General features: G+C 67.6%; 10 protein-coding genes. 2 read left to right on the forward strand and 8 right to left on the reverse strand.

Annotation, left to right across the window (positions count from 1 at the left end; translation table 11 throughout):
- Together BJF87_RS15780 and BJF87_RS15785 are read right to left on the reverse strand one after the other, a co-directional pair.
- Positions 1-475 (reverse strand): DUF222 domain-containing protein (locus BJF87_RS15780; RefSeq protein WP_139319532.1); only part of this gene is annotated, 475 nt, incomplete at its 3' end.
- Positions 476-636: 161 nt separating this feature from the next.
- Positions 637-3,222, reverse strand: coding sequence for an AMP-binding protein (locus tag BJF87_RS15785; protein ID WP_075863521.1), 2,586 nt, complete (start codon positions 3,220-3,222; stop codon positions 637-639).
- Between the two features lie 235 nt (positions 3,223-3,457).
- Between BJF87_RS15785 and BJF87_RS15790 the strand changes: the two genes are divergently transcribed.
- A complete protein-coding gene (locus BJF87_RS15790) occupies positions 3,458-4,138 on the forward strand; it encodes a nitroreductase (RefSeq protein WP_075863522.1) in 681 nt (226 codons plus the stop codon).
- Position 4,139: 1 nt separating this feature from the next.
- Here the strand turns inward: BJF87_RS15790 and BJF87_RS15795 are convergent, their stop codons facing one another.
- From BJF87_RS15795 to BJF87_RS15820, 6 genes are all read right to left on the reverse strand, one after another.
- Positions 4,140-4,907: an MBL fold metallo-hydrolase gene (locus BJF87_RS15795; RefSeq protein ID WP_075863523.1), complete on the reverse strand. Its 768-nt coding sequence runs from the start codon at positions 4,905-4,907 to the stop codon at positions 4,140-4,142.
- Between the two features lie 3 nt (positions 4,908-4,910).
- Positions 4,911-6,914 (reverse strand): galactan 5-O-arabinofuranosyltransferase, encoded by a 2,004-nt coding sequence (locus tag BJF87_RS15800; protein WP_396246705.1) that lies wholly within the window; start codon positions 6,912-6,914, stop codon positions 4,911-4,913.
- Between the two features lie 25 nt (positions 6,915-6,939).
- Positions 6,940-7,701, reverse strand: coding sequence for a decaprenylphospho-beta-D-erythro-pentofuranosid-2-ulose 2-reductase (locus BJF87_RS15805; protein WP_035754282.1), 762 nt, complete (start codon positions 7,699-7,701; stop codon positions 6,940-6,942).
- Positions 7,702-7,778: 77 nt separating this feature from the next.
- Positions 7,779-9,203, reverse strand: coding sequence for an FAD-binding oxidoreductase (locus BJF87_RS15810; RefSeq protein ID WP_075863525.1), 1,425 nt, complete (start codon positions 9,201-9,203; stop codon positions 7,779-7,781).
- Between the two features lie 88 nt (positions 9,204-9,291).
- On the reverse strand, positions 9,292-10,911 hold the full coding sequence (locus BJF87_RS15815) for an NAD(P)/FAD-dependent oxidoreductase (protein WP_075863526.1): 1,620 nt from the start codon (positions 10,909-10,911) through the stop codon (positions 9,292-9,294).
- Between the two features lie 62 nt (positions 10,912-10,973).
- Entirely contained in the window at positions 10,974-12,212 is a 1,239-nt protein-coding gene (locus tag BJF87_RS15820) for a S9 family peptidase (RefSeq protein WP_262339012.1), read from the reverse strand.
- Between the two features lie 148 nt (positions 12,213-12,360).
- On the opposite strand from BJF87_RS15820, the gene BJF87_RS15825 reads away from it, so the two are divergent.
- Positions 12,361-13,191 carry an aldo/keto reductase gene (locus BJF87_RS15825; protein WP_075863528.1) on the forward strand — a complete coding sequence of 277 codons (831 nt, stop codon included), beginning with the start codon at positions 12,361-12,363 and terminating at the stop codon, positions 13,189-13,191.
- Positions 13,192-13,198: the final 7 nt, after the last annotated feature.

The raw sequence follows: 13,198 nt of genomic DNA on the forward strand, positions 1-13,198 counted from the left end.
GCAGCTTCGGTGTGGTCCAGGCGCCCTTCCTGGTGCGCAGGATGCGTTCGATCTCGGTATCGAGGTCCGCGATGACCGCGGCGTCGGAAATGAGGTCGGTGCGGGAGATGACCGTCTGGATCAACTGCCGCGACAGGATGCCGTCGCGCAGGGTGGTCAGCACTTTCGGTAGCCGGTCCCGCAGGGCGAGCGCTTCACCCACCCACTGATCGGCCTGGTAGCGCGTAATGGCGGCTTCGCGGCACACCCGGGTGGCCATCTCGGCGTAGCGGTCGATGAAGAACCCGCCCTGAGTGTTGACCACGAGCTGGTCGTAGACGGTGACGATCGACTCATACCGGCACCAAGCCAGGTAAGCCTCACCATGGCGGATCGAACCGAACCGTTCCATATGGGTTGCGGTGTCGGATGATTCGGGGTGGGCAGCATCGACCCCGGCGAGGAACTCGCTCGGTAGATCGGTCCACTTGCTCACGCTGCCCCCACAACGTCTACAGCCCAACCTGGGTGGCTGAATCTGTTACCAACCAATGTAGATCAACCCACCGACAAACGCGGATCTTCCTCCACAAGGTCGGGAAATAGAAACGTTGTGGGGCAGACGGTTTGATCGGAATGAAGTCTGGCAGACAAGTTCTAACCTGCCGCGCGCTCCAGGATCTCCTCTATCGCCCTTGCGGTCTCGGTGGCGTGCGGAGCGCGGATCATCGAGATGTGGTCGCCGTCGATGTCGAGGAACTCGACCTTCCCCGACGTGAAGTGGCCCCAGAGGGCGGGATCGTCGGTGTTGGTGCGTGCCTTGACGACCGTGATCGGACCCGAGTAGGGGCTGGGCCGGTGCCGTCGGATCATCTTGGTGCCGAGGCGGAAAAAGACGACCCACTGCACCGGCGTCGACAACGGGACGAGTCCCGCGGTGAGAACCAGTGCCTTGAGGGCGATTTCCTGCACGACGCGCTGGACCGGTGAGCCGGTGGGCTTCTTCGCGTCGGTTCCGGTGCGGTCCGGCAGTGTCTCGCTCGTCATCGTCAGCGAGCGCAGCGAGTTGCCGATGCGCTGCACGACGTTCGGTCCGCTCCCGGAAAGGCGTTGTGCCAGAATCGGGTCGATGACCGAATCGAGCACGGCGACCGGATGGCAGGTCTCGCCGGCCCGGGTGAGGCGCGCGGCGACCTCGACGGCGATGAACCCGCCCAGCGAGTAACCGCCGATCTGATACGGGCCGTGGGGCTGCACCGACCGGATGTCGGCGATCGCCCGACGTGCCGCGGCGCGCACAGAATGATCTGCACGGCCGCGCTTTTCGACGCCACGGGACTGGATGGCGTACACCGGACGGTCGCCGGAGAGTGCACGGACGACCGGCGTCAGGCTCGTCGCGAGACTGCCCGCCCCGGCGATGATGAAGACCGGGTCGCCGGCGCCCTTCCGCAACGGGATCAGCGTGGCACCGGTGGCGTTCTTGGAGCGCTCCTTCGCGGCCGCCTCGATCCGCTGCGCGAACTGCGCGATCGTCGGTGCCTCGGCGAGCATGGCGGTGTTCACCTCCAACTGGAGGTGGTGCTGGACCTCGGAGAGCATCTTGGCTGCGGCGAGGGAGTCACCGCCGAGCTCCACGAAGTCGTCGTGACGACCGAAGGACTGGGGTTCGAGACCGAGGATCTCGCTCCAGAAGCGGTGCAGCGCCATCTCGGTCAGCCCGCGCGGACGCTCGGGCGTCGGGCGCGGTGGGGGAGGAGGCAGGGCTCCGCGGTCGACCTTGCCGCGCTCGTTGCGCGGGATCTCCGAGACCACGACGATGTCGCGCGGGATCATCCACGGGGTCAGCGTCTTTCCGAGTTCGTGCCGGATCTCCGCGGGCGACGGCGACCACTTCAACGGGTCGACGGCCACGTGCGCGGTGAGCCGGCCCTCGTCCCGATCGGCGGTGACGACGGCGTCGGTGGTCCAGGGCAGCGACCGCAGCGCGGACTCGACCTCGAGGGGTTCGACGAGATAGCCGCGGATCTTGATCGCGTCGTCGCCACGACCGAGCAGTGCTAGTTCACCGTTCTCGTCGAGACGGCCGAGATCGCCGGTGCGGTAGCGTCTGCGGCCGTCGGGCAGCGAGGTGAAGCGGGCCGCGGTCAGCTCCGGATCCGCGTGGTACCCGGAGGCGATGTGTGCGGATTCGACGATGACCTCACCGGTGGTCCCCGGCGGCAGATCGTGACCGTCCTCGTCGACGATGCGGACGACCTTGTCCGATGCCGGGAGGCCGACCGGTATCGCGCCGTCGGTGACCTCGCGTTCCGGTGGGAAGAGATTGAAGGCCAGGTTGCCGACCTCGGATGCGCCTGCCCAGCAACAGAACACGCCGCGGGAGAGGATCGTGTTCCGTGCGAGTTCGACATCTGCGCGATGCGCAGGCTCACCGCAGGTCGAGAGCAGGCGCAGGGAGTCGACGGCGTCCTCGGCGTCGAGCTCGCCCAGCCACGACCGGAGCAGCGACGGAGTGCAGTGCGCGGTGGTGGCACTTTCGGCGGACAGCCAGTCGCGTAGCCCGGTGGTCGTGCGGCGCCGGACATCCCACAGCAGCATCGTCGCACCGTTCAGGAGGCTCATCGCGAGCGCGTCGAGCCCGCCGCCGAAGCTCAGCGGCAGCAGCACCGCAGCGCGATCGTCGGGACCGAGCTCCATGAACCGTCGGCCGTCACGCGCGTGGTTGACGGGTATGCGCTGGGCGAGTACGACCCCCTTGGGGGTGCCGGTGGAGCCGGAGGTGAACAGGAGAACTGCAGGGTCGTCGGGTGCGGGTTCGGCGTAGGGCGTCGCGGCCTGGTCGAGCGGCGCGAGCTGACCGACGGTCGCCGGGGTGAGGAGGTGCGCCCCGGACAGTTCCAGGATGTTCGCGCGGCGGTCCTCGGGCAGGAACGGGTCGACCAGTACGAGCGGACGTCCGGCGCACCAGACCGCGAGCATTGAGAGCACCGAGTCGACGTCGGACTCGATCTCGACGGCCACCGGGTTGTCCGTCGGGGTCGTGTCGAGGATTGCGCGGGCGAGGTCGTCCACCCGCGCGGCCGCCTGCGCGAAAGTGATCGACTGCTCCGGAGTGCGGATCGCGGCCGAGTCGCCACCGCTGCGGGCGATGGCTCGCCATCGGGCGGCGACGGTCCCGGCGGACTCGGATGATCCGGCCGTGGCAAACGGACTGTGATCCAGGTATCTGGCGCCGGTCATGTCCTCGAACTCCCCAGGTGGCGGGGGGGGGACCACGGTTGCGGGCGGGCCGCGGCTCTCGACCCGGACGGCGCCGTTCCGTGCGGGACGCGGCCCCTCCTCCGGCCCCGGAAACTACTCAGGTAACGCTACCCTTTGTTCGGCTCATCGGCAGTGTTGGACGGCGAGAACGTGGCGCGGGTAACAGTAGGGTGAAGACAGATCGGTAGGCCCGATGGCCCGACGAGAGGGAACGATGCAGTACGACGACGTGATCCTGGGCCGGCGCAGCATCCGCGGTTTCACACCGGAGCCCGTGCCCCGAGAACTGATCGAGGAGATCCTCGCGCTCGCCATGCGTGCTCCGTCCTCGATGAACACCCAGCCCTGGAACTTCTACGTGATCACCGGTGAACCACTCGATCGCATCCGTGCGGGCAACACCGAGCGCAACCTGGCCGGTGTACCGCACTCTCGCGAGTTCCGGACCGGGGCGGAGAAGTTCACCGGTGTCCATCGTGATCGCCAGGTCGGCGTGGCCAAGCAGCTGTTCACCGCGATGGGCATCGCTCGCGAGGACATGGAGATGCGGCAGGACTGGGTCCTACGGGGATTCCGCCAGTTCGACGCCCCGGTCTGCGTGATCGTGACTTACGACCGCATCCTCGACGGCAGCGACGACACACCCTTCGACTGCGGTGCGGTCTCCACCGCGTTGGTGAACGCCGCCTGGTCCCGGGGTCTCGGTGCGGTGATCAACAGCCAGGGCATCATGCAGTCACCCGTCGTTCGGGAACATGCCGGAATCCCGGATGACCAGGTGATCATGAAGAGCATCGCGCTGGGCTGGCCGGATGAGACGTTCCCCGCCAATGCCGTGATCTCCGAACGCAAGACGGTCGAGGAAGCCACCACGTTCGTGGGGTTCGGAGACTAGTTCAGAGCGCCAGCGCTCGGTGGGCCGCGTCGGCGACGCTGCCTCGATACAGCGGTCCGTGTCCGGCCAGCAGCAGCTCGGCGTCGAGTTCGGTGAACCGTTCGACGCTCCGACGCGCCGTGGCCTCGTCGTGCTGGAACGGTGACGGAATGCACTGTGGCCCGACGATCGCCGACACCTCATGGCCGCTGACCAGCGCATCGCCGGAGACCAGGGCGCGTCCGTCGCCGACCAGGTAGGAGCTGTGGCCGTCGGTGTGGCCGTGGCTGGCCACCGGGATCGGTGAACCCGGCAGATCCAGCGGCTCGGAGAACGGTGCTGCCGCCGGCAGTCCCGCGCGGCTCAACACCCCGAGTGGTGTGGTCTTGGCCAGCCACGACCAGAGTCGTCGGTGTCCGGCGAGCGGTGCGAGGTCCAGGGCGTTGGCCTGCTGGAGATGGTGCCGCAGGGCGTGGTCGACCTCGACGGGATCCATGTAGACCGGGAATCCGTACCGCACCTGCAGTTTCGCGAGTCCGCCGAGATGGTCGACGTGCGCGTGTGTCAGCAGCGCGCCACGGATGTCCTCAGGGCGGCGACCGATCCGATTGATCGATTCGATCACCTGCCCGGCCTGTCCGGGGTAACCGCCGTCGATGAGGGTGAGCTCGCCGTTCTGCTCCAGCAGCACCCAGTTCACGACGTCGGTGTGGACGAAATACGTTGTCGCCGAGTCAGCGTCGAGGCGCGTGATCTCCATCGGCCGGGCGGTGCGGAAGGAGGGACGCATCGCTCACTTCCGGACGACGAGGACGAACGGGCCCACCTCGGTGACCTCGAACCGCGGGTCATCGAAGACCGAAGGATCGAAGGTGACGGTGTAACGCTTCACGTTCGGGTCGTTCGGGTAGACGTCCTCGGCGAGGCGGAGCGAGTACCCGTCCGAGCTGTATCGGAACAGGAAGACGTTCGGCGCCTTCCACGGCGACTCGTCGAGGTGTCCGACCAACTGATCGGCGTCCTCCGACTTCGCCCACCGTGCGATGGCCGCGGCGCGCTTGTCGAACTCGGCCAGCGGGTTGGCGTAGTGCGAGGTAAGTCCCTGGAAACCCCAGTACGGATAGATCGACAGGAACCCGAAATCGGCGGTGAGGACGACGTTCTCGGTCGGCGGCCGGCCGGTCTGCTCCCCGATCAGTTTGTCGATCTCGGCGAAGTACGACTCGGCGCCGGCCGGACGTGCATCGGCGCGCTTGCCGTAACCGTCGGTGTCGGTGTAGGCGGTGGTGATCTCCGTACCGAGATGACCGGGGATGCTCTGTGCCGCTGCGATTGCGGCGAGCACGGCCACCGCGCCGACGACGACGCGTACGTCACCGAACCTGCCCACGGCCCAGCGGCCGATGTCGACGACACCGAAGACGCCGGCCGCGGCGAGCGCACACACCAGGATCGGCTCGAGCCGGAAGGACAGCAGGGTGGTGCCCATCGCGGTCATGAGCATCGACAGGAGACAGAAGAGGTACACCGTGATCACGGTGGCGCCCATGGCAACCGCGACGGTGCGTGTCCGGAAACGCAGGAGAATCCACAGCAGGCCGATCATGGTGATCGCGCCGACGAGGTTGACCCCGAACATCGGCAGCGGGAACACCGCACCGCGCTCCGGGAGGTAGTGCTCGGCGGTTCCGCCGCTGGCCGGGGCGCTGGACAGCCGCTTCAGCAGATAAGGCGCCCAGACCAGCAGGGCGATTCCTCCGGCGATGACGCCCACCGAGACGAGTCGGCCGGCGACGGCGACCATGATCTCGCGGCGGTGCGCCTTGACGGTCCGGGTCGGTGTCGCCTTGTTGGTCGCCGCGATCCAGCCCTGGGCGAGGAAGTAGCAGGCAAGCAGGATCGCGGTGAGTGCGAACAGGCCGGTGTAGAGCGTGTAGGTCGCGGCCGAGATGCCGAGGAAGACACCAGCACCGACCACCGCAGGCCAACTGGTCGCACCCCGCAGTGGTCCGGCCGGACCATCGGCGGCACGCGTGCGACCCCTCAGCGCGTAGGTGAGGACGATCATCATCGGTACACCGATGATCACGAGGATCGCGGCGTACGGCTCGGGTGAGGCGTACAGCAGGGCCATCGTGGTCACCGCGAGTCCCAGTGCCACACCACGATCCGCACCGAACATGCGGTTGAACAGGATGATGCCGACCGCCGCGGCCACTGCCATCGACACGATGGCCCACGGCTTGTACGCCTCCCACCCGGGCTGGCCGAGCAGATTCGCGAACCGGCCGCCCCACCAGAACCACCCGGCCGGGTAATACGGCGGCAGATCCGGATAGGTCATGTCCGCCAGGTGCGGACTCGACGTCATCCGCGTCAGGTACTCGGTGCGGAACTCCTGGTCGACGGACAGGCCGAAGAGGTAGAGACGCGTCGCCCCCAAGGGCATCCCGATGGTGACCGTCACGAACGCCGACATGGCCGCCGCCGACAGGAACGGGATGAACACCCGTCCCTTGCCGTAGCGGTACAGCAATGCGACGACGACGAGCACCGCGATCGCGAGGACCTGGCCGGCGGTCGTCAGCGACCGGGTCACGTTCGACGAGTTGAAGGCCGGCCAGTTGACGGTCTCGATCGCCTTGAGGCCGACGATCGACACCACCGCACCGACCACCACAGCCGTCAGCAGGAGCAGCGCCGTCCGGCCCAGGCGTGATGCCGTGGTGGGACCGGAGTCCGTTTCCTGAGGCGCGGTCGTGGGGTCCTGGCGGTCAGCGCTCACAGAAGTCGTCATCGCTCGCAATCGCAGTCGGGGGCTGCTAGACGGGCAGCTTGCGGAAGATCGGGCGCGGGATGTGGCGCAGGACCATCATGATGTAGCGGAAAGGTCCGGGGACCCAGACGATCTCCTTGCCCTTGGTGGCCGCGGCCACCGCGAGGCGTCCCACGTCTTCCTTCTCGACGGTCAGCGGCGCCTCCTTGACGTGCGCCGACAGTCGCGTGCGGACCTGACCCGGACGGATCACGAGGACGCGAGGGCCGTAGGGACGCAACGCCTCACCGAGTCCGAGGTAGAAGCCGTCGAGGCCGGCCTTGGTGGAGCCGTAGACGAAGTTGCTGCGACGCACGCGCTCACCGGCGACCGAGCTCATCGCGATGATCTGGCCGTGGCCTTGGGCGCGCATCTTCTCGCCGAGCAGGACGCCGACGGAAACCGCTGCGGTGTAGTTGATCTGGGCTTCGGCGACCGCGAGGCCGTGGTCCTGCCACGCCTGCTCGTCGTCACCCTGGATGCCGAAGGCGACGATGGCGACGTCGACGTCACCGTCGGCGAAGGCCTTGTCGATCACGTCGCGGTGGGTGTCGGTGGCGCGGGCGTCGAAGTCGATGACGCTGACCTCGGTGGCGCCGGCCTCCTTGGCCTTCTCCACTGCCGCCTCGACGGCCGGATCGCCCGGCAGGGCGGCGAGGATGACCCGCGCCGGTCCCTTGCTCAGGTACTCGGCGGTGATGGCGAGCCCGATCTCCGAGCTCCCGCCCAGGACCAGGATGGACTGTGGGACGCCGACGGCGTTCATCATCTTCGGTCTTCTCGCTTTCGGTGGTCTGCGGCCGGTCGGGCCGCAGAGGTGGTATGGAGGTCGGAACCGGTTGTGGGTCAGGCGAGTTCGAGTCGGCGGCCCATGTCGGACATGAACACGCGGTTGGGGTCGATCCGCCGACGCGTGGCGATCCACTCGTCGATGCGCGGGTACATCGAGTGGAAGGCCGCCGCCGACGTCCGCGAGTCCTTCGCGGTGTAGAGGCGTCCGCCCATGCTCATCACGCGGCGATCGAGATCGTTGAGGAACTCGGCGAGTCCGGCCTTGACCGGGAAGTCCAGGCAGACGTTCCAGCCCTTGAACGGGAAGCTGAGCGGCGCCTTGTTGCCCTCGCCGAAGAGCTTGATCACGTTGAGGAAGCTGACGTGTCCCGACGCCTGGATGTGCTCGATGAGGTTGGTGAACTCGGCCTCGTTACCGGTGGGCACGATGAACTGGTACTGGCAGAATCCGCCACCGCGACCGTAGGCGTTGTTCCAGTCACCGAACACGTCGAGCATGTGATAGAACTGCGCCAGATTCTTGACCTTGCCCTCGCTGGGCGGGCCGATCCGGTAGTACGCCTCGCCGACCGCGGCGAAACTGAGCTTGTTGGCCAGCCCGCGGGGGAAGACGTCGGGGAACCGCACGAGCGGCTTGTTGTTGAAGGACAACGGGTTGTCGCGGTACTTCTCCGGCAGCTCATCGACGCGCGCGAGGTTGCCGCGCGAGAAGGTGCCGCGGCCGAGCTTCGGGGGTGCGCTGATGGTGTCGAACCAGCCCGAGGCGTACTCGTACCCGTCCTCGAAACCGTCCTGCAGGTGCAGGTCGAGAGTCTCCTGCAGCGACCCGGTGCGCGCGGTGTCGGCGATGAAGTAGGCACTCTCGGTGCGCTTCATCTGGATCTTCGCGCGCAGCACGATGCCGGTCAGGCCGATGCCGCCGACCGTCGCCCAGAACAGTTCGCCGTTCGGGTCGTCGCCGGAGCCGTCCGGGGTGAGCGTCAGGATGCGACCGTCGGCCACGAGCAGCTGCATCTCCACGACGTGGTTGCCGAAGCTGCCCTGGCTGTGGTGGTTCTTGCCGTGGATGTCGTGCGCGATCGCACCGCCCACGGTGACCTGGCGGGTACCCGGGAGCACCGGCACCCAGAGGCCGTACGGGAGCGCGGCCTGCATGAGGGTGTCCAGGGAGACGCCGGCGTCGAGGTCGACCGTCGCGGTCTCGGAGTCGATGGCGTAGATCCTGGTCAGCGGGGTCATGTCGATCGTGAGACCGCCGCTGTTCTGGCCCGACTCGTTGTAGGAGCGGCCCAGTCCGCGGGCGATGACACCGCGCTTGAGGTAGTCCGGCTTGTCCGCGTTGTCGTCGGCGACGCGGGCCACCGCCTCGGCGATGACCTCGGGATACGGCGTGGACAGGACGTGGCCCTCGATCGGGGTGGTGCGAGACCAACCCACCAGCTTGCGGGTCGTGATCGGCAGCAACTCTTCAGTAGACATCGCTGAAGAGAGTACTCGGCCGCGGTGGGCCGCCGATGAGAGACGACGTGCGACAGGTGTCGCACTTTCGCGAGGCTGTGGCGTCGGGCTACCGCAGCACGCCGAGTTCGGCCCGTCCCAGCACGGCGGCCGCCGCGTTCCGGCCGGGGATGCCGCTCACACCCCCGCCGCGTCGTGCGCCGGCGCCGCACAGCAGCAACCGCGGATGGCGGGTCTCGACGCCCCAGGTGCCGACCTCCGACGCCGTTTCCGCCCACGGCCACCGCAGCGACTGATGGAAGATATTGCCGCCGGGCAGCCCGAGCATGTCCTCGAGGTCCTGCGGGGTCTTCGTCTCGATGCACGGGCGGCCGTCGAGGTCGTGGGCGATGACGTTCTGGATCGGCTCGGCGAGCAGCATGTTGAGCGAGGCGAAGGTCGCGCCCACCGCGTGCTCGACGGCGCCCGGTTCGTCGAACACGTCCGGTGGCATATGCAGACCGAACAGCGTGAGCGTGTGCTTGCCGTCGAGTTCGGGTCCGAGGATGGACCGGTCGGAGAGGGTGTGGCAGTAGATCTCGCAAGGCGGCAGCTCAGGGACCTCGCCCCGGGTGGCCTGCCGCCAGGCGTCGTGGAGCTGACTCGCGGTCTCGTTGATGTGGAAGGTGCCGGCGAACGCGGCCTCGGGTGTCACTGACTCGTCGCGGAGGCGGGGGAGACGGTCGAGGAGGAGGTTGATCTTCAGCTGCGAGCCGCGGGGATGGGCCTCGCAGACGATCGGATCGTCGAGCAGTGTGTTGAGGACCTGCGGTGCGCAGGCGGCGTAGAGCATCGAGCCGCGTGCGTTGTGCGGCGTGCCGCCCGAATCGGTGAACTCGACGGTCCCGTCAGCCGGATCGACGCCCGACACCGCGACCCCGGTGCGGATCTCGGCGCCCGCCGACGTCGCGGCCTGGTACAGCGCACCCGAGACCGCACCCATGCCCCTGACCGGGACGTCCCAGTCGCCGGTCCCACCGCCGATCACGTGGTAGAGGAAGCAGATGTTCTGCCGCAGCGACGGGTCGTCGAGATCGGCGAACGTGCCGATCAGGCCGTCGGTGGCGGCGATGCCGCGCAGCAGGTCGTCGTCGAAGTATTGGCCGAGCAGCGTGCCGAGCGGCAGCGTGGTGAGCGCCTCCCACAGCTCGGCGTCGGAGGTGTCGGTGCCGACCGCGAGTTCGTGCATGTCGGCGGCGGTACGCAGCGGCTCGATCAGGGTGGGGAAGACGCGCTGGGCGATGGTCCCGACGCGACGGTAGAAGGACTGCCACGCCATGAAACCGGCGGTGGAATATCCCACGGCGTCGGCCCCGACGCGGTCGGCGCGCAACACCCGCCGGAACGTTTCCGCGGTCGCGTCGTCGTCCTGGGTGTCGATGAGGATGCCGCGCGTCGGGTCCGACGGGAGCGGCGTGTACGAGGAGTAGCGGCGTCGGATCAGTGAGATGTCGAGGTCGAGGTCGGTGATGATCTCGCGCGGCATCAGCGAGACCAGATACGAGAACCGCGACAGCTGGGCCGCGAGACCGGGGAAGGGCATCGCCGAGACGGTCGCCCCGCCGACATGATCGGCCTTGTCCAGGACGAGGACCCGACGACCTGCGCGCGCGAGATAGGCGGCGGCGGTCAGGCCGTTGTGCCCAGCGCCGATGATGACGTCGTCATAAGAAGCAACTGCGGTGCCCATCGGTCCTGTGCCCATCGTTCAAAGGGTCTCAGATCGACGGACACCGCAGCGGTGATTTCGGGTCAGCGCAGGATGCGGGCCACGAACGGGGTCGAGTCCTTCATCGAGGCCAGCACCGCGCTGGAGTGGTCGTCCTCGGGGTAGACGAACAGCTCGACGGGCTGGTTGTTGGCCTTCATCTGTGCGTAGAGCGACAGCGCCGACGGTGCCGGCACATCGACGTCACGCAGACCCTGGCCCAGGAAGATCGGGCGGTCGTAACCCTTGTACGGGGTCGCCATGTACTCGTGCAGCGCCGGGCTCAGACCCGGGATCGACATCAGCGGTGCGCGGAACCAGGTGCGCACGTCGTCACCGGCGAGTGCCTTCTTGAGGATCGGGTAGCAGGTGGTGCGACCCTCGGCCAGGCGTGCGATGCCCTTGGGTGTCATGACCTTGGTGATGTTCATGTCCGGACGGGTGTCGTTGAACCCGGCCAAGATGTAGGCGGTGTAGGCGTTCAGGCCGCCGGGCAGGTTCACCGGCGGGACGGCCGGTCCCAGGTTCTGGTACAGGTACTCGAGGTTGGCCGGGATGCCGGTGGCGACGACGCCGCGGTAGTCCAGACCCGAGCCACGGCTGAACTCGGTGGCGTAGCGGGCGCCGTTCAGGGCGGCGGCCGCACCCTGTGACTGTCCGATGATGGCCCAGCGCTTGGCGAACGGCAGATCCATCTGATGCGACGCGACGACGATGTCGACGATCGCGTGCGCCGCGGTGACGCCGTTCAGGTAGGCCATCAGGCCCGGGGTGCCGAGACCGACATAGTCGGCGGCGACGACGGCGTAACCCTGCTGGAGCCAGTGGCCCAGGTACTTCTGGTCGCGCTCGCTGCGCGGGAACGCCGATGGCGTGCAGTCGTCGTTCATGCCGACGGTGCCGTGCGCCCAGGAGATGATCGGCCAGCCACCGGCGGGTGCCTTGCCCTTGGGCAGGAAGACCGCGCCGGTGCCCGTCGCCATCTTGCCGTGCTGGTTCAGCGACGAGTACTGGATGCGGTAGGCGTCACCGGCCGCGGGGAGGTTGAGCTCCGCGGCGAGCGGGACCTGGGAGATGAGGGTGCCCGCCTTGGCCGGGATGGGGCCCGAGTACTCGGTGACGTCCAGGCCCGACCAGTTCGGGATGCCGACGGAAACCGCGTCATCCGCGTGTGCCGGGGCGGTCGATCCGAACGCGAGCAGGACCATGCCGAGGCCGGTGATGACGGAGACGAGTGTTCGCGTGGTGCGCGACACCGGTGATCTGGACGTGAGGGCAGACATGTTCAGAACAGTAAAGGTACTCATGTGCCGCGTACACCTCAGGACGGTGAGTATTCGTGCCGTACCGGAGCGGTTTCCGTGCCCCCCTCGGTTTCCAGTTTGGTCTCGGCGGAGCGAACGGGGGTCGCGGCCGACCTATCCTTGTCGGGTGGACATCCCCTCGGTCGAGCTCAGCAACGGTCGGTCGATTCCTCTCGTGGGACTCGGCACCTACAACATGCTCGGCCGGCCGTGCATCGGCGCGGTCAGCGCCGCACTCAAGGCCGGATACCGACTCCTCGACACCGCTCCCCGCTACAGCAACGAGCTCAGTGTCGGCATGGGCGCGAACGGTTCGGGCATCGCTCGTGACGAGGTCATCGTCCAGACCAAGCTCAGCGGCGGTGACCAGGGTTTCGACGAGGCGATCAACGCCGCCAAGGAAAGCGCGCGTCGGCTCGGTGTCGGCTACATCGACGTCTATCTGATCCATTGGCCGTGCCCGAGTCTCGGACGCACGGTCGAGTCGTGGAAGGCGCTGCTCACCCTGGCCGACGAGGGTTACGTCCGCACGCCCGGTGTCTCGAACTTCAAACCTCATCAGCTCCAGGCGCTGTTCGACGAGACGGGGCGCTGGCCGGTGCTCAACCAGATCCAGTGCTCACCGGCACTGCCACGGACCGAGCTCCGTGAATTCATGGCGGAGAAGGGGATTCACGCACAGGCGTGGCATCCGACCGGCCGTAAGGAAGGTGTCTTGGGCGACCCGGCAATCCTGCGGATCGCCCGCAAGTACGGCAAGTCGCCGACTCAGATCGCGCTGCGGTGGGCGGTGCAGCACGGCATCAGCGTCGTGCCGAAGTCGTCGCACGCGGGCCGTCAGCTCGAGAACGCGGACCTCTTCGATTTCGCCCTCGACGACGCGGACCTCGCCGACCTCGCCTCGCTGGACCGCGGCGAACGCGCCGCCCGGGACTCGGACGTCGACGAGGAGTTCTAGCTCGTCC

Origin of the sequence: Gordonia sp. CNJ-863 (assembly GCF_001942325.1) — a bacterium.
GTDB classification, from domain to species: domain Bacteria; phylum Actinomycetota; class Actinomycetes; order Mycobacteriales; family Mycobacteriaceae; genus Gordonia; species Gordonia alkanivorans.

Bases quoted from the DNA above. Each gene is read 5' to 3' on its own strand.
- BJF87_RS15795 (WP_075863523.1), bottom strand. From the start codon at position 4,907: ATGCGTCCCTCCTTCCGCACCGCCCGGCCGATGGAGATCACGCGCCTC.
- BJF87_RS15815 (WP_075863526.1), bottom strand. From the start codon at position 10,911: ATGGGCACCGCAGTTGCTTCTTATGACGACGTCATCATCGGCGCTGGG.
- BJF87_RS15785 (WP_075863521.1), bottom strand. From the start codon at position 3,222: ATGACCGGCGCCAGATACCTGGATCACAGTCCGTTTGCCACGGCCGGA.
- BJF87_RS15800 (WP_396246705.1), bottom strand. From the start codon at position 6,914: ATGACGACTTCTGTGAGCGCTGACCGCCAGGACCCCACGACCGCGCCT.
- BJF87_RS15805 (WP_035754282.1), bottom strand. From the start codon at position 7,701: ATGATGAACGCCGTCGGCGTCCCACAGTCCATCCTGGTCCTGGGCGGG.
- BJF87_RS15820 (WP_262339012.1), bottom strand. From the start codon at position 12,212: ATGTCTGCCCTCACGTCCAGATCACCGGTGTCGCGCACCACGCGAACA.
- BJF87_RS15790 (WP_075863522.1), top strand. From the start codon at position 3,458: ATGCAGTACGACGACGTGATCCTGGGCCGGCGCAGCATCCGCGGTTTC.
- BJF87_RS15810 (WP_075863525.1), bottom strand. From the start codon at position 9,203: ATGTCTACTGAAGAGTTGCTGCCGATCACGACCCGCAAGCTGGTGGGT.